The sequence below is a fragment of the Phytobacter sp. RSE-02 genome, assembly GCF_040578655.1.
Lineage (GTDB): Bacteria > Pseudomonadota > Gammaproteobacteria > Enterobacterales > Enterobacteriaceae > Phytobacter > Phytobacter diazotrophicus.
The window spans coordinates 68229-91918 of record NZ_JBEULY010000015.1; the positions used below are offsets into that span (position 1 = coordinate 68229).

Annotated in this window: 23 protein-coding genes and 1 rRNA gene; 19 read left to right on the top strand and 5 right to left on the bottom strand. The window is 54.8% G+C overall.

Translation table 11 applies throughout. The annotated features are described in order from the left end of the window. Positions 1-12 precede the first annotated feature (12 nt). From ABU190_RS22895 to ABU190_RS22910, 4 genes are read left to right on the top strand one after another with little or no spacing between them, the layout of a single operon-like run. A complete protein-coding gene (locus ABU190_RS22895) occupies positions 13-1716 on the top strand; it encodes an iron ABC transporter permease (RefSeq protein WP_317078073.1) in 1704 nt (567 codons plus the stop codon). Next, positions 1704-2732 (top strand): ABC transporter ATP-binding protein, encoded by a 1029-nt coding sequence (locus tag ABU190_RS22900; RefSeq protein ID WP_039077053.1) that lies wholly within the window; start codon positions 1704-1706, stop codon positions 2730-2732. The genes ABU190_RS22895 and ABU190_RS22900 overlap by 13 nt, the downstream gene beginning before the upstream one ends. Further along, complete coding sequence (locus tag ABU190_RS22905) at positions 2729-3793, top strand: MBL fold metallo-hydrolase (protein WP_354692476.1); 1065 nt, start codon at positions 2729-2731, stop codon at positions 3791-3793. Before ABU190_RS22900 ends, ABU190_RS22905 begins: the two co-directional genes overlap by 4 nt. Next, complete coding sequence (locus ABU190_RS22910; RefSeq protein ID WP_354692477.1) at positions 3784-4335, top strand: histidine phosphatase family protein; 552 nt, start codon at positions 3784-3786, stop codon at positions 4333-4335. The genes ABU190_RS22905 and ABU190_RS22910 overlap by 10 nt, the downstream gene beginning before the upstream one ends. Before the next feature lie 73 nt (positions 4336-4408). On the opposite strand, the gene ABU190_RS22915 is transcribed toward ABU190_RS22910, so the two are convergent. Continuing rightward, positions 4409-5221, bottom strand: a complete 813-nt coding sequence (locus tag ABU190_RS22915) for a dienelactone hydrolase family protein (protein WP_354692478.1) — start codon at positions 5219-5221, stop codon at positions 4409-4411. 255 nt (positions 5222-5476) lie between these two features. Here ABU190_RS22915 and udp point away from each other — a divergent pair, with 255 nt between their 5' ends. The 8 genes from udp to tatD all read left to right on the top strand — a co-directional run bounded on the left by udp (position 5477) and on the right by tatD (position 11941). Further along, positions 5477-6238, top strand: a complete 762-nt coding sequence (udp, locus tag ABU190_RS22920; RefSeq protein ID WP_039077056.1) for a uridine phosphorylase — start codon at positions 5477-5479, stop codon at positions 6236-6238. Between the two features lie 244 nt (positions 6239-6482). After that, complete coding sequence (gene ubiE, locus ABU190_RS22925; protein WP_039077057.1) at positions 6483-7238, top strand: bifunctional demethylmenaquinone methyltransferase/2-methoxy-6-polyprenyl-1,4-benzoquinol methylase UbiE; 756 nt, start codon at positions 6483-6485, stop codon at positions 7236-7238. Between the two features lie 11 nt (positions 7239-7249). Beyond that, entirely contained in the window at positions 7250-7855 is a 606-nt protein-coding gene (locus ABU190_RS22930; RefSeq protein ID WP_039077058.1) for an SCP2 domain-containing protein, read from the top strand. Then, positions 7852-9492: a ubiquinone biosynthesis regulatory protein kinase UbiB gene (ubiB, locus tag ABU190_RS22935; RefSeq protein ID WP_354692479.1), complete on the top strand. Its 1641-nt coding sequence runs from the start codon at positions 7852-7854 to the stop codon at positions 9490-9492. The genes ABU190_RS22930 and ubiB overlap by 4 nt, the downstream gene beginning before the upstream one ends. Positions 9493-9567: 75 nt before the next feature. Continuing rightward, positions 9568-9822, top strand: a complete 255-nt coding sequence (tatA, locus tag ABU190_RS22940) for a Sec-independent protein translocase subunit TatA (RefSeq protein WP_039077060.1) — start codon at positions 9568-9570, stop codon at positions 9820-9822. 3 nt (positions 9823-9825) lie between these two features. After that, on the top strand, positions 9826-10350 hold the full coding sequence (gene tatB, locus ABU190_RS22945) for a Sec-independent protein translocase protein TatB (protein WP_110296385.1): 525 nt from the start codon (positions 9826-9828) through the stop codon (positions 10348-10350). Positions 10351-10352: 2 nt separating this feature from the next. Continuing rightward, complete coding sequence (tatC, locus tag ABU190_RS22950; protein WP_039077062.1) at positions 10353-11117, top strand: Sec-independent protein translocase subunit TatC; 765 nt, start codon at positions 10353-10355, stop codon at positions 11115-11117. 41 nt (positions 11118-11158) lie between these two features. Beyond that, positions 11159-11941, top strand: a complete 783-nt coding sequence (gene tatD, locus ABU190_RS22955) for a 3'-5' ssDNA/RNA exonuclease TatD (protein ID WP_354692480.1) — start codon at positions 11159-11161, stop codon at positions 11939-11941. Between the two features lie 7 nt (positions 11942-11948). Here the strand turns inward: tatD and rfaH are convergent, their stop codons facing one another. After that, positions 11949-12437, bottom strand: coding sequence for a transcription/translation regulatory transformer protein RfaH (rfaH, locus tag ABU190_RS22960; protein WP_039077064.1), 489 nt, complete (start codon positions 12435-12437; stop codon positions 11949-11951). A gap of 179 nt (positions 12438-12616) precedes the next feature. Here rfaH and ubiD point away from each other — a divergent pair, with 179 nt between their 5' ends. Both ubiD and fre read left to right on the top strand, forming a co-directional pair. Next, positions 12617-14101 (top strand): 4-hydroxy-3-polyprenylbenzoate decarboxylase, encoded by a 1485-nt coding sequence (gene ubiD, locus ABU190_RS22965; RefSeq protein ID WP_064572394.1) that lies wholly within the window; start codon positions 12617-12619, stop codon positions 14099-14101. Positions 14102-14161: 60 nt separating this feature from the next. Beyond that, a complete protein-coding gene (fre, locus tag ABU190_RS22970; protein WP_039077066.1) occupies positions 14162-14863 on the top strand; it encodes an NAD(P)H-flavin reductase in 702 nt (233 codons plus the stop codon). A gap of 46 nt (positions 14864-14909) precedes the next feature. Here the strand turns inward: fre and ABU190_RS22975 are convergent, their stop codons facing one another. The 3 genes from ABU190_RS22975 to fadB all read right to left on the bottom strand — a co-directional run bounded on the left by ABU190_RS22975 (position 14910) and on the right by fadB (position 18903). Further along, positions 14910-15266, bottom strand: a complete 357-nt coding sequence (locus ABU190_RS22975) for a hypothetical protein (RefSeq protein WP_354692481.1) — start codon at positions 15264-15266, stop codon at positions 14910-14912. 274 nt (positions 15267-15540) lie between these two features. Next, a complete protein-coding gene (gene fadA / locus ABU190_RS22980) occupies positions 15541-16704 on the bottom strand; it encodes an acetyl-CoA C-acyltransferase FadA (protein WP_354692482.1) in 1164 nt (387 codons plus the stop codon). A 9-nt stretch (positions 16705-16713) separates the two neighbouring features. Continuing rightward, positions 16714-18903, bottom strand: a complete 2190-nt coding sequence (gene fadB / locus ABU190_RS22985) for a fatty acid oxidation complex subunit alpha FadB (RefSeq protein ID WP_039077068.1) — start codon at positions 18901-18903, stop codon at positions 16714-16716. A 188-nt stretch (positions 18904-19091) separates the two neighbouring features. Between fadB and pepQ the strand changes: the two genes are divergently transcribed. The 5 genes from pepQ to ABU190_RS23010 form a co-directional block, all read left to right on the top strand. After that, the gene (pepQ, locus tag ABU190_RS22990) at positions 19092-20423 is read left to right on the top strand and encodes a Xaa-Pro dipeptidase (RefSeq protein WP_079498544.1); all 1332 of its coding nucleotides are present in this window, start codon (positions 19092-19094) and stop codon (positions 20421-20423) included. Continuing rightward, a complete protein-coding gene (locus ABU190_RS22995) occupies positions 20423-21037 on the top strand; it encodes an IMPACT family protein (protein ID WP_296442180.1) in 615 nt (204 codons plus the stop codon). The genes pepQ and ABU190_RS22995 overlap by 1 nt, the downstream gene beginning before the upstream one ends. A 39-nt stretch (positions 21038-21076) precedes the next feature. Then, positions 21077-22528 carry a Trk system potassium transporter TrkH gene (trkH, locus tag ABU190_RS23000; protein WP_039077071.1) on the top strand — a complete coding sequence of 484 codons (1452 nt, stop codon included), beginning with the start codon at positions 21077-21079 and terminating at the stop codon, positions 22526-22528. Between the two features lie 11 nt (positions 22529-22539). Beyond that, entirely contained in the window at positions 22540-23082 is a 543-nt protein-coding gene (gene hemG, locus ABU190_RS23005) for a menaquinone-dependent protoporphyrinogen IX dehydrogenase (protein WP_039077072.1), read from the top strand. A gap of 394 nt (positions 23083-23476) precedes the next feature. Then, positions 23477-23690 (top strand): 16S ribosomal RNA (locus tag ABU190_RS23010); the annotation flags it as partial.

Sequence of the window (23690 nt, forward strand, 5' to 3'; positions counted from 1 at the left end):
GTCATGACGGACATGACACTGCACCAATCTACCGCCAGCAGCCCGCCGAAAGGGCTGCTGTGGCTATTACTCGCGCTGATCGCCTTGCTGAGTCTGCTGCCCAGCCTGCGACTGCTTATTTCCGCCCTCTTTGACTGGCAGCAAGGTAGCAACAGTAGCCTGTGGCGCGTGTTGAGCAATGAAGCCACCTGGGTTGCGCTCTACAATAGCCTGTATACCAGCGGGTTAGGCACGGTGCTGTCGCTGCTGTTGGGCAGTTTTTTCGCCTTTTGCCTGGCCCTGACCAATATTCGTGGCAAGCAGATTTGGGTCTTCCTGTTCATGCTGCCAATGATGATCCCCCCGCAGGTCACCGCCCTGAGTTGGTTACAATTGTTTGGCCCCAGCAGCATTTTGCTCAACAGTATTGGGCTCGCGCCGGGGTTTGGCAGTACCAATCCCCTTTACTCGCCGGAAGGCATCGCGCTATTGCTGGGGATCCAGCATGCGCCGCTGGTCTTTCTGGCCCTGCGCACGCAGCTACAGTGTCTGCCAAAAGAGCAAATTGAAGCCGCGCGGCTGAATGGCGCCTCGTTGTGGCGGGTGTTTATCGATATCGTATTGCCGCTGTGCCGCACCGCGCTGTGGGCCGGTGCGGCGATTGCATTTGTCTCCGCGCTGGGTAACTTCGGCATTCCCGCCATGCTCGGGATACCCATTTCCTATTTCGTGCTGCCGATTCAGATTTACCAGACGCTCTCCAGCTTTGGTCCGTCGATGTTAAACGACGTCGCGGCGCTGTCTGTGCTGATGGGCGTGCTCGCCATTGGTATCGTGACCTTGCAGGGATATATGCAGCGTCGTCACGCGCTGCCGCTTATCGGGATGGCCGGGCGGGCGCTCAGTTTTCAGTTAGGTAAATGGCGACTGGCGACCGAAGTGCTGCTGGGAATGGTGTTGTGCGCCATCCTGCTGGCGCCTCTGCTGGCGCTGATTGCAACGTCGCTGGTACCCACGCTGGGTGTGCCGCTGAATGCCGATACCCTGACCTTTGCCGCCTGGCGAGCGATGTTTGATAACCAGAGCGCTACCTGGCGAGCACTCACTAACAGTATCTCGCTCTCCGTGAGCGCCTCGCTGGTTCTGATGTTGCTGTGTCTGCCACTGGCGTGGCTACTGGTGCGCTATCCCAGCCGTCCGCTACGGTGGTTATATAGCGTCATCGATATTCCCTACACCCTGCCGGGCGTGGTGCTGGCGATTGCCTTTATTTTGCTGTTTGCCCGTCCGCTGCCGCTGGTGGGTATCAGTCTGAGTGGGACGCTGACCATCATTTTCCTCGCTTATCTTGCCCGTTTTCTGACGGTCTGCCTAAAGCCGGTGCATAACAGCATGTTGCAGCTTGACCCGGCGATGGAAGAGGCGGCCAGTCTGGCCGGGGCGAATTTCTCGCAGCGTTTGCGTCATATTGTGTTGCCGCTGCTGGCCCCTGCCGCATTTGCCGGGGCGCTGCTGGTCTTTCTGACCGCCGTCAACGAGCTGACCGTTTCCGCGCTGTTGTGGAGTGCCGGTAAAGAGACGCTCGGGGTGGTGATTTTTAATCTCGACGAAAGCGGCAACAAGGTGCTGGCCTCGGCGATCTCCGTGTTAGTCGTGGGGCTGGTGGCCTGCGTCATGTTATTGCTGAGCAGTCTCGGCAAGTATTTACCCAAAGGAGTTATCCCGTGGCAGAGCTAATACTGGAACGGCTGAACAAGGTGTTTGGAGAACAGGCCGTGGTGCGGGATCTGAGTCTGACCATTCCCGAAGGGGCCTTCACCGCACTGCTGGGGCCGAGCGGCTGTGGCAAAACCACCACGCTGCGTATTCTTGCCGGGCTTGAGCACCTCTCTTCCGGGCGTTTGTTGCTGGGGGATCGCCTGCTGGCGGACTCGCGGGTGCATATGCCGCCGGAAACCCGCGATATGGGGATGGTATTCCAGTCTTATGCCCTCTGGCCGCATATGACAGTGGCGGAAAACGTGGGTTATCCGCTGAAATTGCGCAAAGTGAATGGCGCTGCGCGCCAGAAGCGGGTGATGGAAGCGCTCGATGTGGTGGAACTGGGCGCTTATGCCGGGCGCTCGCCGCAGGAGCTTAGCGGCGGTCAACGTCAACGCGTGGCGCTGGCCCGTTGCCTGGTGTCGGAGCCGGAAGTGGTGTTGCTCGATGAACCGCTGGCGAACCTCGACCGTCATCTGCGCGCCACCATGGAGCAGACGTTTCGCGAGTTTCACCGCCGTACCGGCGCGACTTTTGTCTATGTTACCCACGATCAGGCCGAGGCGATGGCGCTGGCCAGCCACATTGCGGTGATGCATCAGGGAGAATTAATGCAGTGGGGGGCGCCGCAGACGCTATATCAGCATCCACAAAATGCCTGGGTGGCGGGGTTTATCGGTAAAGGCAGCATTCTGTCGCTGGCAACCCAGTATCCGCAAGCACAACTGGATAGCGCGCAATTGCATGACGGTCTTGCCCCCGACAATACACAGCCGCGCCAGCAGGTGTTAGTTCGCCCGGAGCATGTCATGGTGAGTGATAGCGGGTTGCAGGCAACGGTGGAAAGCTGCATTTTCCAGGGAGAACGCTACCTGCTGGAACTGCGTCTACCGGATGGGCAGCGGTTAAGCGCCTTCCACCATTTGCCATTGCGTGAACAGCAGAGCGCAGGTGTGCGCCTGTTACAAGGATGGTGCCTGGAGGCGGCGTGACGGTACAAATTGAGATTATCAGTGGGGCGGGACATAAAGCCCCCGCAGCGATTCTGGTTTCCACGCCCCGGCAACGTATTTTGCTGGACGCAGGCGGTGCGCTGGATCCGCATACAGAACTCTGGCCAGTGCCGGAAAAGATCGATGCGATCCTGCTTAGCCATGATCATGTCGATCATATTGGCGGTTTGCATCGTCTTGCGCCGCACATCCCGGTCTATTGTACGCAGACCACCGCACAATCATTACCCGCAGGGCACAACGTTCACCCGATTGCGGTACGTGGACAATTCCAGTTGGGCGACATTACGGTGACGACGGGCAGTTGCGGACACGCCTGGGGCGGGGTGTGGTTTCATCTTAATGTGGCCGGCGGCCTGTTTTACAGCGGCGATATCAGCATGGAATCGGCGCTGTTTCGCTTTGATGCACCGCCGCCTGCGCAGATTGCGCTGGTGGATGCGTCGTATGGGCTCTATAACGTTTCACAACGCCAGCAGTGGGATAAATTGCGTGCTCGTCTGACGCATCCGGTGCTGTGTCCGGTACCGCCGTCGGGCAGGGCGGTGGAACTGACGCTGCTACTGGCGCGTGAGGGACGTACCGATATCGCGCTTGATGCGCCCTGTCAGGAGGTGCTCAGGCAAATGGCCGCGCATAATGACGGCAGTTTGCGCGAGGATGTGGCGGCAGATTTACAGCAGCTTTTGCGCACCCTTCCGGCGTTTTCCGCCCAGTCATCGCTGATTCTGGCCGCAGATCCTGATGGGCAAAGTGGGGTGGCGGGCGAACTGCGCCGACGCAAAGATTTCCACCATCGTACCCTGTTTACGGGTCATATGAATCGCCTTAACCATCAACAGTGGCTGGCTGGAGAAGTGGATTTTTGCCGCTGGAATGTGCATCCAACTCTCAAAACCTTAATGTTGTTGGTGTCGATGCTAAAGTGCAGCAAGCTGGTGCCGATGTTTACTCATGTAGAGGACATCCAGGACTGGCAGTTCGCACCTGAATGCCACATCGTTACACAGAATATGTTGGGGGTGGATCTATGCCACTGATATGCAAACCCTTTGTTTTTGTTCGTCACGGCGAGACGCCGCTTAACCGCGATAAAGTGATTGGCGGGAGTACGGATGTGCCGCTGACCGACGAAGGGGAGCAGCAGGCACGTTCCGCTGCACCCATTCTGGGCCGTTATGACTGGAATGGTGTGGCGGTAAGTTCGCTCAGGCGGGCCCAACGCACCCTCGAACTGGCGCTGCCTGGTGCGGCCCATGTGGTTATGCCGGATTTATGTGAGCGCGACTGGGGCGAGCTGGAAAACCGTCCGCTGGCAGAGTTAACGCCGTATGAAAGTACGCCGCCTGGCGGTGAAAGTTGGGAGACGTTTTGCACCCGCGTCACAGATGCGCTTAACAGCCTGCTGGAACAATACGATACGCCGTTAATTGTGGCGCATTCTGGCGTTTACCGTGTGATCCGCTACCACGCCTTCGGCACGCCTTATGGCGATCGCGTGGGGAACGCGGTGCCGATGTGGATCTCGCCTGGCGAAACGCCACAAGAGTGGCAGATAGTCCCACTGGCGGAACGTGATTAAGCGGCACGAGAGCCAGGCACGTGTTGCGAGCGACACAGATCATACCGTCCTGCGTCGCTCTGCATAGGCCGTATTAGCGTGATACACCACCGTACTGGGCGAACCAGTCCAGCATCCGGCGCCAGCTATCTTTGGCTGATTCTTCATGGTAGCTGGGACGATAATCGGCGTTAAATGCGTGCCCGGCGTCAGGATAAACCACGATCTCGGCGTGCGCGTTGGCGGCGCGTAACGCCTGACGCATGGTCTCGACAGTCTCCAGCGGGATCCCCGTATCCTGCGCGCCATACAGACCGAGGACCGGCGCATTGAGGTCGGTGGCGATATCCACCGGATGCTTCGGTGAATTCAGTGATTTTTGTCCCACCAGTTTCCCATACCAGGCGACCGCTGCTTTCAATTGCGGGTTATGGGCCGCGTACAGCCAGGTAATCCTTCCTCCCCAGCAAAAACCGGTCGCCAGCAGTCGATGAGCATCACCGCCATTACGTGCCGCCCAGTTGGCAACATGATCGAGGTCGGCCAGCACCTGCGCATCGGGCACCTTCATGACCAGCCCATCAAAAAGGGTCTGAATATCCGCGAAATCATTCGGGTCACCCTGACGAAAATAGAGTTCAGGGGCGACGGCCAGATACCCTTCGAGCGCAAGGCGGCGGCACAGGTCGCGAATATGCTCATGTACGCCGAAGATTTCCTGAATCACCAGCACCACGGGCAGGGGATCGGAGGCATTTTTAGGCCGCGCATGGTACGCAGGCATGCTATCGCCCTGGCTTGGGATCGTGGTTTCGCCAGCGATGATGGCGTCTTCCGGGGTGTGCAGTGTGGTTGAAGCGTGAGGTGATGCCGCCGGTGCGAAGCCCGGTAATGTTTTGGTTGTCATGGCGTTCTCCATACCCTTTATTTAGCGCTCCACTAACTATAGTCCGACAGAGCGCAAATCATCCTGCGCGAAAAAGGCTATCTTTGGAGCAGGGCGAGACGGCTGAATGTGTTAATGTGATTGATATCACTGTTTTATGGAAATGTTATGCAAACAAATTACATCATGGAGATCTCAGTCACGAAATTGCGTGCATACCTTCTGTAAAGTACCGTTTTGCTTCTTCTGACTAACCCTGATCACAGAGGAGTTTTTATGTCCAAGTCTGATGTTTTTCATCTCGGCCTCACCAAGAACGATTTACAAGGGGCTACGCTTGCCATCGTCCCTGGCGATCCAGAGCGTGTGGAAAAGATCGCCGCGCTGATGGATAAGCCGGTTAAGCTGGCATCTCACCGCGAGTTCACCTCCTGGCGCGCTGAACTGGATGGCAAAGCTGTCATCGTCTGCTCCACCGGTATCGGTGGCCCGTCAACCTCTATCGCTGTAGAAGAGCTGGCCCAACTGGGTATCCGCACTTTCCTGCGCGTCGGTACGACAGGCGCTATTCAGCCTAATATCAATGTTGGTGATGTACTGGTCACCACCGCGTCCGTCCGTTTGGACGGTGCAAGCCTGCATTTTGCGCCGATGGAATATCCGGCTGTGGCTGACTTCGAGTGCACCACCGCGCTGGTGGCTGCGGCGAAAGAAGTGGGGGCAACCACCCATATCGGTGTGACCGCCTCTTCCGACACCTTCTACCCGGGCCAGGAGCGTTATGACACCTTCTCCGGCCGCGTGGTGAGCCGTTTCAAAGGTTCTATGGAAGAGTGGCAGTCCATGGGCGTAATGAACTACGAAATGGAATCCGCAACCTTGCTGACCATGTGCTCAAGCCAGGGGCTGCGTGCCGGGATGGTGGCGGGTGTTATCGTCAACCGTACCCAGCAGGAAATTCCAAACGCTGAGACCATGAAGCAAACGGAAAGCCATGCGGTGAAAATCGTGGTGGAAGCCGCGCGCCGTCTGCTGTAATTATTTCCTTCTGTATGAAGGCCGGCATGTCCGGCCTTTTGCTTATCTGCTGTTTCCCAGGGCGGGATTAATCCGTATTTTGCCCACCTGCCACGCTTGCGGTTCACAATAAAAACAACCGATTCGTATCCGCTGCTTATAGAACACACCCTTAATGAACTGTTCAGCGGAGGGTTGAAACGTAGGGCAATCTCGCCCAATCTGTTACACTTCACGAACATTTTCTTCAATAGCAGGCACTAAGATGGCGGAAGATTCAAAAGAGACGACGCACTTTGGTTTTCAGACCGTCGCCAAAGATCAGAAAGCCGAGATGGTGGCACACGTGTTCCACTCGGTTGCTGCAAAATACGATGTCATGAACGACTTAATGTCGATGGGCATCCACCGTTTGTGGAAACGTTTTACGATCGACTGTAGCGGCGTGCGTCGCGGGCAAAAAGTTCTCGATTTGGCCGGGGGAACCGGCGACCTGACGGCTAAATTCTCTCGTCTGGTCGGCGAAACAGGTCAGGTAGTGTTGGCAGACATTAACGAGTCCATGCTCAAAATGGGCCGCGAAAAACTGCGCAATATCGGCATTATCGGCAACGTTGAATATGTCCAGGCGAATGCCGAAGCGCTGCCGTTCCCGGATAACACGTTTGACTGCATCACCATCTCTTTTGGTCTGCGTAATGTCACCGAAAAAGAGAGCGCCCTGCGTTCTATGTACCGCGTGCTTAAACCCGGTGGACGCCTGCTGGTGCTGGAATTTTCCAAACCGATTATTGAACCGCTGAGCAAGGTGTATGACGCCTACTCTTTCCATGTGCTGCCGCGCATTGGGCAACTGGTAGCCAGCGATGCGGAAAGCTACCGCTATCTGGCGGAATCCATCCGTATGCATCCGGATCAGGAAACCCTGAAAGCGATGATGCAGAGCGCAGGATTTGAAAACGTCGATTACTACAACATGACCGCAGGCATTGTTGCGCTGCATCGTGGCTACAAGTTCTGACAGGAGTTCACATGCCTTTTAAGCCACTGGTGACTGCGGGTGTTGAGCGTGTGCTGAATACCTTTTTCTATCGCGAGCGGGCGCTTAAACCTGCCCGGCAGCGGTTGCAGGGAAAAGTGTTGCGCATTGCGCTAAAAGAATTTGCTTCGCCACTGGTGCTGGCCTTTAGTGAACGCCAGGTCGATGTGCTGGGCGAGTGGGAAGGCGAGGCGGATTGTACGGTGATTACCCAGCTTCGCGTTTTGCCTAAGCTGCGTGACAGACAGCAGTTGACTGCGCTGATTCGCTCGGGCGAACTGGAAGTCCAGGGCGATATTCAGGTGGTGCAAAATCTTGTTGCGCTGATGGATCTGGCCGAATTCGATGTTGCGGAACTGCTGGCCCCTTATACCGGCGATGTGGCTGCTGAGGGGATTGGCAAAGCACTGCGTAACGGTGCGTTTCTGGTACGCCACGGCTTTGAGCGCCAGCAGAACTATGTGGCAGAAGTGCTTACCGAAGAGTGGCGTCTGGCGCCTGGGGCACTGGAAGTGGCCTGGTTTGCGGAAGAAACCGCCGCAGTAGAACGCGCAGTGGACGCATTCAGCAAACGCCTGGATAAACTGGAGGGCAAATGACGCCAGGAGAAATTCGGCGCCTCTATTTCATCATCCAGACCTTTTTGAGTTACGGCCTTGATGAGCTTATCCCCGTCATGCGTATTACGTTGCCGCTGCGACTCTGGCGACGCACGCTATTCTGGATGCCCAATCGGCATAAAGAGAAAGCACTTGGGGTACGCTTACGCCTGGCGTTACAGGAGTTAGGTCCGGTATGGATTAAATTCGGGCAAATGCTCTCTACCCGACGCGATCTCTTTCCGCCGCATATCGCCGATCAACTGGCTATGTTGCAGGACAGAGTGGCCCCTTTCGATGGCGTACTGGCCAAACAGCAGATTGAAAAAGCGATGGGCGGTCTGCCCGTTGAGGCGTGGTTTGATGATTTCGAGATTGAGCCGCTGGCCTCCGCTTCCATTGCCCAGGTACATACCGCGCGGTTGAAAGAGAACGGCAAAGAGGTGGTCATTAAAGTCATCCGCCCGGACATTCTGCCGATCATCAAAGCAGACTTAAAACTCATTTACCGTCTGGCTGGCTGGGTGCCGCGCTTGCTGCCGGACGGGCGTCGTCTGCGTCCGCAAGAAGTGGTGCGCGAGTACGAAAAAACGTTGATCGACGAACTCGATTTACTCCGTGAGTCGGCGAACGCTATCCAGCTGCGACGTAACTTCGAAAACAGCCCGATGCTCTATATTCCCGAAGTGTATCCGGACTACTGTAGCCAGAACATGATGGTGATGGAGCGCATCTACGGCATTCCGGTCTCCGATGTGGCGACACTGGAGAAAAACGGGACCAACCTGAAATTGTTGGCTGAGCGCGGTGTTCAGGTGTTCTTCACCCAGGTTTTCCGCGACAGTTTCTTCCATGCAGATATGCATCCTGGCAATATTTTCGTCAGCTTTGAACACCCGGAAAACCCCCAGTATATCGGTATCGACTGCGGTATCGTCGGGTCGTTGAACAAAGAAGATAAGCGTTATCTTGCGGAAAACTTTATCGCCTTCTTCAACCGCGATTACCGTAAGGTGGCTGAGCTGCATGTCGATTCCGGCTGGGTGCCGCCGGATACGAACGTTGAAGATTTCGAATTTGCTATTCGTACCGTGTGCGAACCGATTTTTGAAAAGCCGCTGGCGGAAATATCGTTTGGCCATGTGCTGCTGAACCTGTTTAACACCGCACGCCGTTTCAATATGGAAGTCCAGCCGCAACTGGTGCTGCTGCAGAAAACCCTGCTTTATATTGAGGGGGTGGGACGTCAACTTTATCCACAACTGGATCTATGGAAAACGGCGAAGCCATTCCTGGAGTCGTGGATTAAAGATCAGGTGGGTATACCGGCGCTGTTGAAAGCGGTGAAAGAGAAAGGGCCCTTCTGGATCGAGAAAATGCCAGAGCTTCCTGAACTGGTGTACAACAGCTTGCGGCAGGGTAAGCAATTGCAGCATAGCGTTGATAGGATCGCCAGCGAGTTGCAGACCAACCATGTGCGTCAGGGGCAATCCCGTTATCTGTTTGGCATCGGCGCGACGCTGATGTTGAGTGGAACCCTGTTGCTGATTAATCGCCCGGAATGGGGTTTCGCCCCCGGATGGTTAATGGCTATCGGTTTATTAACCTGGATTGTCGGTTGGCGCAAAACTCGCTGATTTTAACATCGCCCCTGGGAGGCACGGTAACGTATACTGTGGCTTGTTTTCATCATCTCCTACAGAGGACTATGTATGGGTGGTATCAGTATTTGGCAGTTGTTGATTGTTGCGGTTATCGTCGTGCTGCTGTTTGGAACGAAAAAACTCGGTTCTATCGGTTCCGATTTGGGTGCATCGATCAAAGGCTTTAAAAAGGCCATGAGCGATGATGACAAGCAAGACAAAGACAAATCTGCAGAGGATGCGGATTTCACTGCTAAATCTCTTGCTGATAAGCAAGAGGACGTGAAGAAAGACGAAAAGCGTCACGACAAAGAACAGGTGTAATTCGTGTTTGATATTGGTTTTAGCGAACTGCTATTAGTCTTCGTCATCGGCCTTGTGGTACTGGGGCCGCAGCGTTTACCCGTTGCGGTGCGTACGATTGTGGGCTGGATCCGCGCGCTGCGCTCGCTGGCGACGACGGTGCAAAATGAGCTGACTCAGGAGCTTAAGCTGCAAGAGTTTCAGGACAGCCTCAAGAAAGTTGAGAAAGCCAGCCTGGACAACCTGACGCCGGAATTAAAGGCATCAATGGATGAGTTGCGCCAGGCAGCCGAGTCGATGAAACGTTCTTATACCGCCAACGATCCGGAAAAGGCCAGCGATGAAGCGCACACTATCCATAACCCGGTGGTGAAAGGTAACGAAGCGCAGCACGAAGGCGTCACTCCGGCAACGGCAGAAGCGCAGGCCAGCGCACCGGAGCAGGCTCCTGACATTCAGGATGCGCCGGAGGCGAAAAAAACCGTAACTCAGGCCGCAGAAGCGAAAACGGCTTCTGAGGCGACCCCTTCTTCAAGTGATAAATCCTGAACATGGCTGTCGATGATACTCAACCGCTCATCACGCATTTGATTGAGCTACGTAAGCGCCTGTTAAACTGCATTATTGCCGTTATCGTGATCTTTCTGGCGCTGGTTTATTTTGCCAATGACATCTATCAGATAGTTTCAGCGCCCTTGATTAAACAGATGCCGCTGGGTGCGACGATGATCGCAACCGATGTGGCGTCACCTTTTTTCACGCCGATCAAATTGACCTTCATGGTGTCGCTGATTCTCTCGGCACCGGTCATTCTTTATCAGGTGTGGGCGTTTGTGGCACCGGCGCTCTACAAACATGAGCGCCGTCTGATCATCCCGCTGCTGGTTTCCAGTTCGCTGCTGTTCTATATCGGTATGGCATTCGCCTACTTTGTGGTGTTCCCGCTGGCGTTTGGCTTCCTGACGCATACGGCGCCGGAAGGCGTGCTTGTCTCGACCGATATTGCCAGCTATTTGAATTTCGTCATGGGGCTGTTTATGGCCTTTGGCGTCGCGTTTGAGGTGCCTGTCGCCATCGTGCTGCTGTGCTGGATGGGTATAACAACGCCGCAATCGTTGCGCCAGAAGCGACCCTATGTGCTGGTAGGGGCATTTGTGGTGGGCATGTTGCTGACGCCGCCGGATGTTTTCTCCCAGACGTTGCTGGCCATACCCATGTACTGTCTGTTTGAGGTGGGCGTCTTTTTCGCGCGCTTCTACACCGGCAAACGTCGTCAGGTTGACGAAGACGAAGAAGAAACCACGACAGAAGAGTAAATCCAGCCGCCCGTCAGGGCGGTTGTTGTCTGGAGCGCTGTATGTTTGATATCGGTGTGAATCTCACCAGTTCCCAGTTTGCCAAAGATCGTGATGATGTGGTGGCGCGCGCGCAGGCGGCGGGTGTCAGCGGCATGCTGCTGACCGGCACCAATCTGCATGAAAGTCAGCAGGCGCAACAACTGGCAAAACACTACCCACGCTGCTGGTCCACCGCCGGCGTACACCCACATGACAGCAGTAGCTGGACGCAGGATACGGCAGATGCCCTCCGCCAGCTCACCGCCCAGCCTGAGGTGGTGGCAATTGGCGAGTGCGGGCTCGATTTCAACCGTAATTTCTCGACCCCCGAAGAGCAGGAGCGGGCTTTTTCCGCGCAACTGGCGCTGGCGGCAGAACGTGGTATGCCCGTTTTTTTACACTGTCGCGATGCCCATGACCGTTTTCTGGCGCTACTGGATCCCTGGCTTCCCCGGTTGCCCGGTGCGGTGCTGCACTGTTTCACCGGCACATTAGACGAAGCGCAGGCGTGTCTGGCACGGGGTATCTATCTGGGTATTACCGGCTGGGTGTGTGATGAACGGCGTGGACTGGAACTGCGCGACGTGTTGCCGCATATCCCCGCAGACCGTCTGTTTGTAGAAACCGATGCGCCGTATTTGCTGCCACGTGATTTGTCGCCGAAACCGGCATCAAGACGTAACGAACCCTCGCATCTGGGGCATATTCTGGCCTGTGTCGCTCAGTTGCGCGGTGAAGATGCCCAATGGCTTAGCGACGTGACGAATCAAAACGTGCAGACGCTATTTGGCATCAGGCTTTAACGCAGGATCAGACTTTACGGAAGTCGGTGTTTTTGATGCTCTGTAGCACCTGTTTATTCAGCAGGTTAAGCAGCAGCATGGAACGGGCTTCGCCGTCCGGCTCTTTAAAGATAGCCTGTAACCCTTCCAGCGCCCCTTCGGTAATGATCACACTATCGCCTGGGTACGGCGTTTCAGGGTCGGTAACGCCCTCGGGTTTATACAGGGAAAGCTGATGGATAACCGTCGAAGGAACCTGTGCCGGGCTCGCGCCAAAACGGACAAAGTGACTAACGCCGCGAGTCGCATTAATCGTGGTGGTGTGAATCACCTCGGGATCGAACTCGACAAACAGATAATTTGGGAAGAGCGGTTCGCTCACCGTGGTACGTTTACCACGGACCATTTTTTCCAGTGAGATCATTGGCGTCAGGCAGTTGACCGCCTGGCGTTGAAGATGTTCCTGGGCGCGCTGGAGCTGGCCTCGTTTGCAGTAAAGTAAATACCAGGATTGCATAATGTTCTTTTCCGAAAGTTCGGTGGGCAAGCATACCAAAAGCCTAAGGCGATGGCGAAGTTGATTATAACTGGCGACAATACTTACCGTCCTCTTTCACCTTGATTTAACAAAATTACAGCAACGTGAAGATGAACACCGTATAATAGAGCGCTTAGCAAGAGGCCATTATAAACCCCATGAAATACCATGACCTACGTGATTTTCTGACGCTGCTTGAACAGCAGGGTGAATTAAAACGCATTACATTACCGGTTGATCCCCATCTGGAGATGACGGAAATTGCTGACCGCACCCTGCGCGCGGGAGGACCGGCGTTACTGTTCGAAAACCCGAAAGGGTACACGATGCCGGTGCTGTGCAATTTGTTCGGTACGCCACGTCGGGTTGCATTAGGTATGGGGCAGGAAGAGGTGAGCGCCCTGCGAGAAGTGGGGAAATTACTGGCCTTTTTGAAAGAGCCGGAGCCGCCAAAAGGCTTTCGCGACCTCTTCGATAAGCTCCCCCAGTTTAAACAAGTGTTGAACATGCCGACCAAACGGCTGCGCGGTGCGCCTTGCCAGCAAAAAGTGGTGCAGGGTGACGATGTCGATCTCACCAAAATCCCTATCATGCAGTGCTGGCCCGATGATGTCGCGCCGCTGATTACCTGGGGGTTGACGGTAACGCGCGGACCACAAAAAGAGCGCCAGAATTTAGGCATTTATCGCCAGCAACTGATTGGTAAAAATAAGCTGATCATGCGTTGGTTGTCCCATCGCGGCGGCGCACTCGATTTTCAGGAGTGGTGTGCGGCGCATCCAGGCGAACGTTTCCCGGTCTCTGTAGCTCTCGGTGCGGACCCGGCGACGATTCTGGGGGCGGTCACGCCCGTTCCGGACACCCTGTCGGAATATGCCTTTGCCGGGTTACTGCGCGGCACCAAAACCGAAGTCGTCAAATGCCTCTCCAATGATTTAGAAGTTCCGGCCAGTGCGGAAATGGTGCTGGAAGGCTATATTGAGGCTGGAGAAATGGCACCCGAGGGGCCGTATGGTGACCATACCGGCTACTATAACGAGGTCGATAACTTCCCGGTCTTTACCGTCACGCACATTACGCAGCGTGAAGACGCGATTTACCATTCGACCTACACCGGCCGTCCGCCGGATGAACCTGCTGTGCTCGGCGTGGCGCTTAATGAAGTGTTCGTCCCGATTTTGCAAAAGCAGTTCCCGGAAATCGTCGATTTTTATCTGCCGCCGGAAGGCTGTTCTTATCGCCTTGCCGTCGTCACCATGAAGAAACAGTACGCAGGTCATGCAAAACGCGTCATGATGGGCGTCTGGTCGTTCTTGCGCCAGTTTATGTACACCAAGTTCGTGATTGTGTGTGACGACGATGTCAATGCGCGTGACTGGAACGATGTGATTTGGGCGATCACCACCCGTATGGACCCTGCGCGGGACACGGTACTGGTGGAGAACACGCCAATTGATTACCTGGACTTTGCCTCGCCGGTTTCCGGTCTTGGCTCAAAAATGGGCCTGGATGCCACCAATAAATGGCCTGGCGAAACCGAACGAGAGTGGGGTCGCCCCATCAGGAAAGATCCTGACGTGACGGCGCGTATCGACGCCATCTGGGATGAACTGGCCATTTTTAGTGACGGTAAAGGTGCCTGACGCGCCGCCGTTTTTCGCCAGACATTACGACAACGAGTATGAACCCGACAGAGGGAGCGCATGACAACCTTAAGCTGTAAAGTGACCTCGGTAGACGCCATCACCGATACCGTATATCGCGTCCGTTTAGTGCCGGAAGCGGCTTTTTCTTTTCGCGCTGGCCAGTACTTAATGGTAGTGATGGATGAACGAGACAAACGCCCCTTCTCTCTGGCTTCCACGCCGAGCCAGCACGACTTTATCGAGCTGCACATTGGCGCATCAGAATTAAATCTCTACGCCATGGCGGTGATGGATCGTATCCTGAAAGACCGGGAAATTGTGGTGGATCTTCCGCACGGTGACGCCTGGCTGCGTGACGATGAAGAGCGTCCGCTGGTGTTGATTGCCGGGGGAACCGGTTTCTCTTACGCGCGTTCCATTTTGCTGACGGCGCTTGAGCAAAACCCGAACCGTGATATCACTATTTACTGGGGGGGGCGCGAAGAGAAGCACCTGTACGATCTGTCCGAACTGGAAGCATTGTCCGTTGATCATCCGAACCTGCGCGTGGTGCCGGTGGTTGAGCAGCCAGAAGAGAACTGGCGTGGCCGCAGCGGAACCGTTTTGACTGCCGTATTGCAGGATTTCGGTACGCTGGCGGAGCATGATATCTATATCGCCGGACGTTTTGAGATGGCGAAAATCGCCCGTGACCTGTTCTGCAATGAGCGTGGTGCACGTGAAGACCGCCTGTTTGGCGACGCATTCGCGTTTATTTAAGCCTTCCCGAAAACCACCCCTTCGTGGAGGTGGTGGTTTTCAGCAATCACTCATCCAGGTTGTAGAAGTAAACAAACAGCGGCTCATCGTTTTCCAGCAGACACATCATCTCGCCTGTCGCGCCTTGCTTCGTTTCGAGGCTTGCCGTCACCCTGGTCGCAATATGCTGGCTACCGATATTTTCATCAAAGCGCTCAATAACCGCGGTGCTGGCGTTCGGCCCGGCGGTTTGCAGTTTCGCATGTAATCCCGGATTGTCGGCTCTGAGCTTATTGAGCCCAAATATCAGGCAGCGTTGCGCCATGACCTGTTCCTGGCGGGTCTCTTCCTTTGCCAGCGCTGCCAGTGCGAATGTGGGTAACAGAATAAACAAGCAGGATAAAGCCAGAATAGTGTTCTTCATTTCATTCCCTTGTCGATGTGGTGTCGCTCCCATAAGGAGTGTAAGGGATGGAGAGGAGGATAAGAAATAAAAAGCCCGCCCCTGACAGGCGGGAAAACGGCAACTAAATCTTTCTTTGCCATTGACACCATAACTGCGCTGGCTGCACTCATTCGTCCGAATCACTTACTTCTGTAAGCGCATCGGGATGTATTCGCTTGCCGTCTTGTTCTGGCGCCAATGTCTTTGAGATCAATTTTTGTAAGCCGGGCACGCGAAGCGCCCCGGCATCGTGTTATACCCGCTCGAACACCGTTGCGATGCCCTGACCCAGCCCGATACACATGGTCGCCAGACCAAACTGGGCATCTTTGCGCTCCATCAGGTTGAGCAGGGTGGTGCTGATACGCGTACCGGAACAACCCAGCGGATGGCCGAGCGCGATCGCACCGCCATTGAGGTTGATCTTCTCGTCAATCTGCTCCATCAACCCCAGATCTTTTATGCACGGTAGGATCTGTGCGGCAAAGGCCTCGTTCATTTCAAACAGGTCAATGTCGCTGGTGGTCAGGCCCGCTTTTTTCAGCGCCAGCTTTGATGCCGGAACCGGGCCATAACCCATAATGGATGGATCGCACCCGACGACAGCCATCGAGCGTACGCGCGCTCGTGGTTTCAGGCCTAACTCGCGGGCACGGCTTTCACTCATGACCAGCATTGCCGATGCGCCGTCGGAAAGGGCGGAAGAGGTCCCCGCAGTGACCGTACCGCTCACCGGATCGAACGCCGGTCTTAAGGCCGAGAGCGCTTCAACGGTGGTTTCCGGGCGAATGACTTCGTCATAATTAAATTGCTTTAACACGCCATCGGCATCGTGGCCACCGGTGGGGATGATTTCATTTTTAAATGCTCCGGACTGCGTGGCGGCCCAGGCGCGGGCATGAGAACGCGCGCCAAACGCGTCCTGCATTTCGCGGCTGATGCCGTGCATCCGGGAAAGCATCTCTGCGGTAAGCCCCATCATTCCTGCGGCTTTCGCCACATTGCGGCTCATACCCGGATGGAAATCCACGCCGTGGTTCATCGGAACATGACCCATATGCTCCACGCCGCCAACCAGACAGACCTGCGCATCGCCAGTCATGATCATCCGGGCGGCATCGTGCAGCGCCTGCATTGATGAACCACACAGACGGTTAACGGTCACTGCAGGTACGGAATGGGGGATTTCCGCCAGCAATGACGCGTTGCGGGCAATGTTGAAACCCTGCTCCAGAGTCTGCTGAACACAGCCCCAGTAAATATCGTCAATCGCAGAAGCGTCCAGCGCCGGGTTACGCGCCAGCAGGCTGCGCATCAGGTGCGCGGAGAGATCTTCCGCGCGCACGTTGCGAAATGCGCCGCCTTTTGAACGGCCCATCGGGGTGCGAATTGCATCGACAATGACAACCTGTTCCATTGTGACTCCTTAAGCCGTTTTCAGTTCGCCTGCCGGACGGGCAGGTTCAACCGGGGGATAATACGCTTCGTTGTGGCGCGCTTTCTCGCGCAGCCCGGCCGGGGCTTCATAGAGCGGGCCAAGGTGCTGGAACTGATGCGCCATATCGAGATATTTGGCGCTGCCAAGCGTGTCGAGCCAGCGGAATGCCCCGCCGTGGAACGGAGGGAAACCGAGACCGTAGACCAGCGCCATATCGGCTTCTGCCGGACTGGCGATAATGCCTTCTTCCAGGCAGCGCACCACTTCGTTGACCATCGGGATCATCATACGGGCGATAATCTCATCGTCGCTAAAGTCGCGCTTCGGCTGGCTAACTTCTGCCAGCAGGGCATTTACCTCGGCATCTTCTTCTTTCTTCGGTTTGCCTTTGCTGTCTTCTTTATAGCGCCAGAAGCCAAGGCCATTTTTCTGCCCGAAACGGTTAGCGTCGAACAATGCGTCGATAGCATCGCGATAATCTTTCTGCATCCGCTGCGGGAAGCCCGCCGCCATGACGGCTTGCGCGTGATGAGCCGTGTCGATACCGACCACATCCAGCAAATATGCCGGGCCCATTGGCCAGCCAAAGACTTTCTCCATGACTTTATCGACTTTGCGGAAATCCGCACCGTCACGCAGCAACTGGCTAAAGCCGGCAAAATAAGGGAACAACACGCGATTGACGAAGAATCCCGGGCAGTCATTCACCACGATCGGTGTTTTGCCCATTTTGCTCGCCCATGCCACGACTTTAGCGATGGTCTTATCAGACGTTTTTTCACCGCGAATGACTTCAACCAGCGGCATACGGTGTACCGGGTTAAAGAAGTGCATCCCGCAGAAGTTTTCCGGGCGTTTAAGCACGCTTGCCAGTTCGGAAATCGGGATCGTGGAGGTATTCGACGCCAGGACGGTATCCGGGCTTACCTTTTCTTCGGTTTCTGCGAGAACGGCTTTTTTCACTTTCGGGTTTTCAACAACCGCTTCGACCACGACATCCACGCGCTCAAAGCCGGCATAGTCGAGGGTCGGGTGAATAGTGGAAATGACCCCCGCCAGTTTTAGTCCATCGATTTTGCCGCGTTCAAGCTGTTTATTAAGCAGCTTACCCGCTTCACTCATACCCAGCGTCAGCGATTTGTCATTGATGTCTTTCATAATGACCGGTACGCCTTTCCAGGCAGACTGGTAGGCAATACCGCCGCCCATAATACCCGCACCCAGCACGGCGGCCTGTTTTGGTGTCTCGACATCTTTGGTCAGTTTTTTCGCTTTGCCTTTCACGTATTGATCGTTGAGGAAAATACCGACCAGTGCGCGGGCTTCTTTACTGTGCGCCAGGGGAACGAAACTTTGATTTTCAAGTTTCAGGGCCTCTTCACGGCCAAAGCGAGCGGCTGCTTCAATGGTTTTAACCGCTGTTATGGGGGCGGGGTAATGTTTCCCTGCTGTCTGCGCGACCATACCTTTGGCAATCGTAAAGCTCATGGTGGCTTCGATTTTACTTAAGTGCAGCGGCTCCAGCTTCGGCTGGCGTTTGGCTCTCCAGTCGAGATCGCCGTTAATCGCCTGACGTAAAATCGCCACCGCGCCTGCTTTTAGTTTTTCCGGCTGAACCACGCCATCGACCAGGCCAATTTTCAGCGCCTCTTCGGCGCCAACATCTTTCCCGGCGGCAATGATTTCCAGCGCACTGTCGGCGCCCAACAGACGTGGCATACGGACGGAACCGCCAAAACCAGGCATGATGCCCAGTTTCGTTTCCGGCAGTCCGATGCGCAGATCCGGCGTCGCCAGACGGTAGTCGGTGGCGAGTACGCACTCGCAGCCGCCGCCCAGCGCATAGCCATTTACGGCAGAAATGGTCGGTACCGGCAAATCTTCCAGGCGATTGAACACGCTATTGGCAAAGTGCAGCCAGGTACTCAGTTGTTCTGCCGGAACCAGGAACAGAGAGAGAAATTCGGTAATATCGGCACCGACAATAAACGCCGCTTTTTCTGAGCGCAGCAGCAGGCCTTTTAAATCCGCCTGTTTTTCCAGCACGTCCAGCGCCTGGCCGAGGCTGGCTACGGTTGCCGTGTCTAACTTATTCACCGACCCGGGGGCATCGAACACCAGTTCGGCAATGCCATCTTCCAGCCAGTTGATATATAGGGTATCGCCTTTGTAGAGCATGTCAGTCTCCTGAATCCAGCAAGGGATCTGGTCATACCAGATGAAGCGGAGTGTGGTTTTTATGTTAATAAATTGCAAATTTATCTTTAAAGAATTGCTAGTTTGATCACGCTCAGCCGAAATCACCCTACCGGGATCAGGTATGCTAAGATGCAAAAACTTGAGCTCAAAAAACAGAAGGAAGAATGATGGACTCACTGGCTGCGCTGTATAAAAATCATATCGTTACGCTCCAGGAACGTACCCGGGACGTGCTGGCCCGCTTCAAGCTGGATGCGCTGTTGATTCACTCCGGTGAACTGTTCAATGTCTTTCTCGACGACCATCCGTACCCTTTCAAAGTCAATCCGCAGTTTAAAGCCTGGGTTCCGGTCACACAGGTTCCAAATTGCTGGTTGCTGGTCGATGGCGTTAACAAACCGAAACTGTGGTTCTACCTGCCGGTCGATTACTGGCACAACGTTGAGCCGTTACCGACCTCCTTCTGGACCGACGAAGTTGAGGTGATTGCCCTGCCGAAAGCCGACGGTATTGGCAGCCTGTTACCTGCTGCTCGCGGAAATATTGGATATATCGGCCCGGTTCCCGAGCGCGCGCTTTCGCTGGATATCGCTGCCAGTAACATCAACCCGAAAGGGGTGATCGATTACTTGCACTATTACCGCGCCTATAAAACTGATTACGAACTGGCATGTATGCGTGAAGCGCAGAAAACGGCGGTGATGGGGCATCGTGCGGCGGAAGAGGCGTTCCGTTCCGGAATGAGTGAATTTGATATCAACCTGGCTTATTTGACCGCGACCGGGCATCGGGATACCGATGTGCCTTACAGCAATATTGTGGCGCTCAATGAGCACGCCGCCGTCCTTCATTACACCAAGCTGGATCATCGCGCACCGGCAGAACTGCGTAGTTTCTTGCTGGATGCGGGTGCGGAATATAACGGTTATGCCGCAGACCTGACCCGCACCTGGTCGGCTAACAGCGATAACGATTATGCCCATCTGGTCAAAGATGTTAATGATGAACAACTGGCGTTGATCGCTACGATGAAGTCGGGTGTTAACTACACCGAGTACCACCTCCAGTTCCATCAACGTATTGCGAAGCTGCTGCGTAAACATCAGATAATCTCTGATATGAGCGAAGAGGCAATGGTCGAAAATGACCTGACCGGCCCATTCATGCCACACGGCATTGGTCACCCGCTTGGACTGCAGGTGCACGATGTTGCAGGCTTTATGCAGGATGATACCGGTACGCACCTGGCTGCGCCGTCCAAATACCCTTACCTGCGTTGTACCCGTGTACTGCAACCGCGTATGGTGCTGACGATTGAGCCGGGTATCTACTTTATTGAATCACTGCTGGCGCCATGGCGTGACGGCCCGTTCAGCAAGCACTTCAACTGGCAGAAAATTGAGGCGCTTAAACCATTTGGCGGTATTCGTATCGAAGACAACGTGGTGATTCACGAAAACAGTATCGAAAACATGACGCGTGATTTGAAACTGGCGTAATGGATAGCTGGCTGATACCGGCAGCGCCGGTCACCTTTGTCGAAGAGATCAAGAAAAGCCGTTTTATCACATACCTGGCCCATACTGATGGTGTGGAAGCGGCTAAGGCGTTTGTCGAGTCAGTACGTGCTGAACACCCGGATGCGCGACACCATTGTGTGGCCTGGGTAGCCGGGCCGCCGAATGATTCGCAGCAACTGGGCTTTTCTGATGATGGTGAACCTGCGGGTACAGCCGGAAAACCGATGCTCGCCCAGCTAATGGGAAGTGGGGTCGGTGAAATGACCGCCGTAGTGGTGCGCTACTACGGTGGCGTGTTGTTGGGGACCGGTGGACTGGTCAAAGCTTACGGCGGCGGTGTGAGCCAGGCGCTTGCGCAGTTGACGACGCTGCGCAAGACGCCATTAACCGAATATACTTTGCAATGTGAATATGGGCAGTTGACCGGGGTTGAAACCCTGCTGGGGCAGTTTTCTGGCAAGATTGTTGCGAGTGAATACGAGGCGTTTGTTCGGCTTCGGGTGGCACTCCCGCAATCTGAACTGGCTGCTTTTTCAACAAAACTTGCTGATTTCAGTCGTGGTGCGTTGCAATTACACAAGATTGAAGAATAATCCCCACCTAATTTTTGCGTACCTAAGGAAGCGGCAGAGATGCATTTTCGTGCCATAACCCGAATTGTTGGACTTCTGATCATTCTCTTTTCCGGGACGATGATTCTGCCAGGGCTGGTTGCACTTATCTATCGTGATGGCGCAGGAAGGGCATTCACACAGACATTCTTTGTCGCGCTGGCGATTGGCTCTCTGCTGTGGTGGCCTAACCGCCGTGAAAAGAGTGAGCTGAAATCGCGCGAGGGTTTTCTGATCGTTGTGCTGTTCTGGACCGTGCTGGGTAGTGTGGGGGCGTTGCCCTTTATCTTCTCTGAAAGTCCAAACCTGACGGTGACGGATGCTTTTTTCGAATCGTTCTCAGGGTTAACGACGACGGGGGCCACTACGCTGGTGGGGCTGGACTCGTTGCCTCATGCCATTCTCTTTTATCGTCAGATGCTGCAGTGGTTTGGTGGTATGGGGATCATCGTGCTGGCGGTGGCGATTCTGCCTATTCTGGGCGTCGGGGGCATGCAGCTCTATCGCGCTGAAATGCCAGGGCCGCTGAAAGACAATAAAATGCGTCCGCGTATTGCCGAAACAGCGAAGACGCTGTGGCTCATTTATGTATTGCTGACTATCGCCTGTGCGCTGGCATTGTGGTTTGCCGGTATGCCCGCTTTCGATGCAATCGGGCACAGCTTCTCAACCATCGCGATTGGCGGCTTTTCGACGCATGATGCCAGCGTGGGCTACTTCGACAGCCCTACGATTAACACCATTATCGCCATCTTCCTGCTGATCTCCGGCTGTAACTATGGTCTGCACTTCTCTTTACTCAGTGGTCGCAGCCTGAAAGTGTACTGGCGCGATCCCGAATTTCGCATGTTCATCGGCGTACAACTGACGCTGGTGGTGATCTGCACCGTGATGCTGTGGTTCCATAATGTCTACAGTTCGGCGATGACGACGCTCAACCAGGCTTTCTTCCAGGTGGTGTCGATGGCGACAACCGCAGGCTTCACGACCGACAGTATCTCTCGCTGGCCGTTATTCCTGCCGGTGCTGCTGCTCTGCTCAGCCTTTATCGGCGGCTGCGCGGGTTCGACGGGGGGCGGCCTGAAAGTCATTCGTATCCTGCTGCTGTTTAAACAGGGTAACCGTGAACTGAAACGTCTGGTGCACCCGAATGCGGTATACAGCATCAAACTGGGGAACCGTGCTCTGCCGGAGCGTATTCTTGAAGCGGTATGGGGGTTCTTCTCCGCCTATGCACTGGTGTTTATCGTCAGCATGCTGGCTATCATTGCGACCGGCGTGGATGACTTCTCCGCATTCGCTTCTGTCGTGGCGACGCTCAATAACCTGGGGCCGGGGCTTGGTGTAGTGGCGGATAACTTCGCCAGTATGAACCCGATTGCGAAATGGATCCTGATTGCCAATATGCTGTTTGGTCGTCTTGAGGTCTTTACCTTATTGGTACTGTTCACGCCGACCTTCTGGCGTGAATAAGGGAGCTATACGTGAAAACGCTAATTTTGTTTTCTACTCGTGATGGACAAACGCGTGAGATTGCCGCTTATCTGGCCTCTCAATTAAGCGAGCTGGGGGTGAGTACCGATGTGCTCAATCTCAATCGTGTCGGGACGATTGACTGGTCAGCCTATGAGCGCGTCGTCATCGGCGCTTCTATTCGTTATGGTCATTTCAACCCGGCGCTGGACAATTTCGTAAAGCAGCACCAGAAAAACCTGAATGCGCTGCCCGGCGCGTTCTTCTCTGTAAACCTTGTCGCGCGCAAGCCCGAGAAACGCACCCCGCAGACTAACAACTACACCCGTAAGTTTTTGCTGCGTTCGCCATGGCGTCCTGATGAGTGCGTCGTGTTTGCAGGTGCGCTGCGTTACCCGCGTTATCGCTGGTTTGATCGTCTGATGATTCAACTCATTATGAAGATGACGGGTGGCGAAACGGATACCCGTAAAGAAGTGGTCTACACCGACTGGCAGCAGGTGACCGAATTTGCGCGCAAAATCGCTCAGTTAAACAGCAAAGCGCCGCTTTAACCGCCGCTATGAATGAAATATGAGCGAACGATAATTTTTTTGAATTTTATGCTTGTCACTTCACAAGAACTCCCTATAATGCGCCTCCACTGACACGGAACAACGGCAAGCAAGCCGCCGGGTCAGCAGGGTTCTCAGGCGAATGCCGGTGAGAATTCCGCAGAGAAGAGTAAAAATAAATACTTGACTCTGCAGCGGGAAAGCGTAATATGCACACCCCGCGCCGCAGCGAAAAACGAAGCGGCACTGCTCTTTAACAATTTATCAGACAATCTGTGTGGGCACTCAAAGTGACATGGATTCTTGATGTCTTCGGACACTAAATGAATACCAAGTCTCAACGAGTGAACACGTAATTCATTACGAAGTTTAATTCATTGAGCATCAAACTTTTAAATTGAAGAGTTTGATCATGGCTCAGATTGAACGCTGGCGGCAGGCCTAACACATGCAAGTCGAACGGTAGCACAGAGAGCTTGCTCTCGGGTGACGAGTGGCGGACGGGTGAGTAATGTCTGGGAAACTGCCCGATGGAGGGGGATAACTACTGGAAACGGTAGCTAATACCGCATAATGTCGCAAGACCAAAGAGGGGGACCTTCGGGCCT

Bases quoted from the DNA above. Each gene is read 5' to 3' on its own strand.
- ABU190_RS22895 (WP_317078073.1), top strand. From the start codon at position 13: ATGACACTGCACCAATCTACCGCCAGCAGCCCGCCGAAAGGGCTGCTG.
- ABU190_RS22910 (WP_354692477.1), top strand. From the start codon at position 3,784: ATGCCACTGATATGCAAACCCTTTGTTTTTGTTCGTCACGGCGAGACG.
- ABU190_RS22915 (WP_354692478.1), bottom strand. From the start codon at position 5,221: ATGACAACCAAAACATTACCGGGCTTCGCACCGGCGGCATCACCTCAC.
- udp (WP_039077056.1), top strand. From the start codon at position 5,477: ATGTCCAAGTCTGATGTTTTTCATCTCGGCCTCACCAAGAACGATTTA.
- ubiE (WP_039077057.1), top strand. From the start codon at position 6,483: ATGGCGGAAGATTCAAAAGAGACGACGCACTTTGGTTTTCAGACCGTC.
- ABU190_RS22930 (WP_039077058.1), top strand. From the start codon at position 7,250: ATGCCTTTTAAGCCACTGGTGACTGCGGGTGTTGAGCGTGTGCTGAAT.
- ubiB (WP_354692479.1), top strand. From the start codon at position 7,852: ATGACGCCAGGAGAAATTCGGCGCCTCTATTTCATCATCCAGACCTTT.
- tatA (WP_039077060.1), top strand. From the start codon at position 9,568: ATGGGTGGTATCAGTATTTGGCAGTTGTTGATTGTTGCGGTTATCGTC.
- tatC (WP_039077062.1), top strand. From the start codon at position 10,353: ATGGCTGTCGATGATACTCAACCGCTCATCACGCATTTGATTGAGCTA.
- tatD (WP_354692480.1), top strand. From the start codon at position 11,159: ATGTTTGATATCGGTGTGAATCTCACCAGTTCCCAGTTTGCCAAAGAT.
- rfaH (WP_039077064.1), bottom strand. From the start codon at position 12,437: ATGCAATCCTGGTATTTACTTTACTGCAAACGAGGCCAGCTCCAGCGC.
- ubiD (WP_064572394.1), top strand. From the start codon at position 12,617: ATGAAATACCATGACCTACGTGATTTTCTGACGCTGCTTGAACAGCAG.
- fre (WP_039077066.1), top strand. From the start codon at position 14,162: ATGACAACCTTAAGCTGTAAAGTGACCTCGGTAGACGCCATCACCGAT.
- ABU190_RS22975 (WP_354692481.1), bottom strand. From the start codon at position 15,266: ATGAAGAACACTATTCTGGCTTTATCCTGCTTGTTTATTCTGTTACCC.
- fadA (WP_354692482.1), bottom strand. From the start codon at position 16,704: ATGGAACAGGTTGTCATTGTCGATGCAATTCGCACCCCGATGGGCCGT.
- fadB (WP_039077068.1), bottom strand. From the start codon at position 18,903: ATGCTCTACAAAGGCGATACCCTATATATCAACTGGCTGGAAGATGGC.
- pepQ (WP_079498544.1), top strand. From the start codon at position 19,092: ATGGACTCACTGGCTGCGCTGTATAAAAATCATATCGTTACGCTCCAG.
- ABU190_RS22995 (WP_296442180.1), top strand. From the start codon at position 20,423: ATGGATAGCTGGCTGATACCGGCAGCGCCGGTCACCTTTGTCGAAGAG.
- trkH (WP_039077071.1), top strand. From the start codon at position 21,077: ATGCATTTTCGTGCCATAACCCGAATTGTTGGACTTCTGATCATTCTC.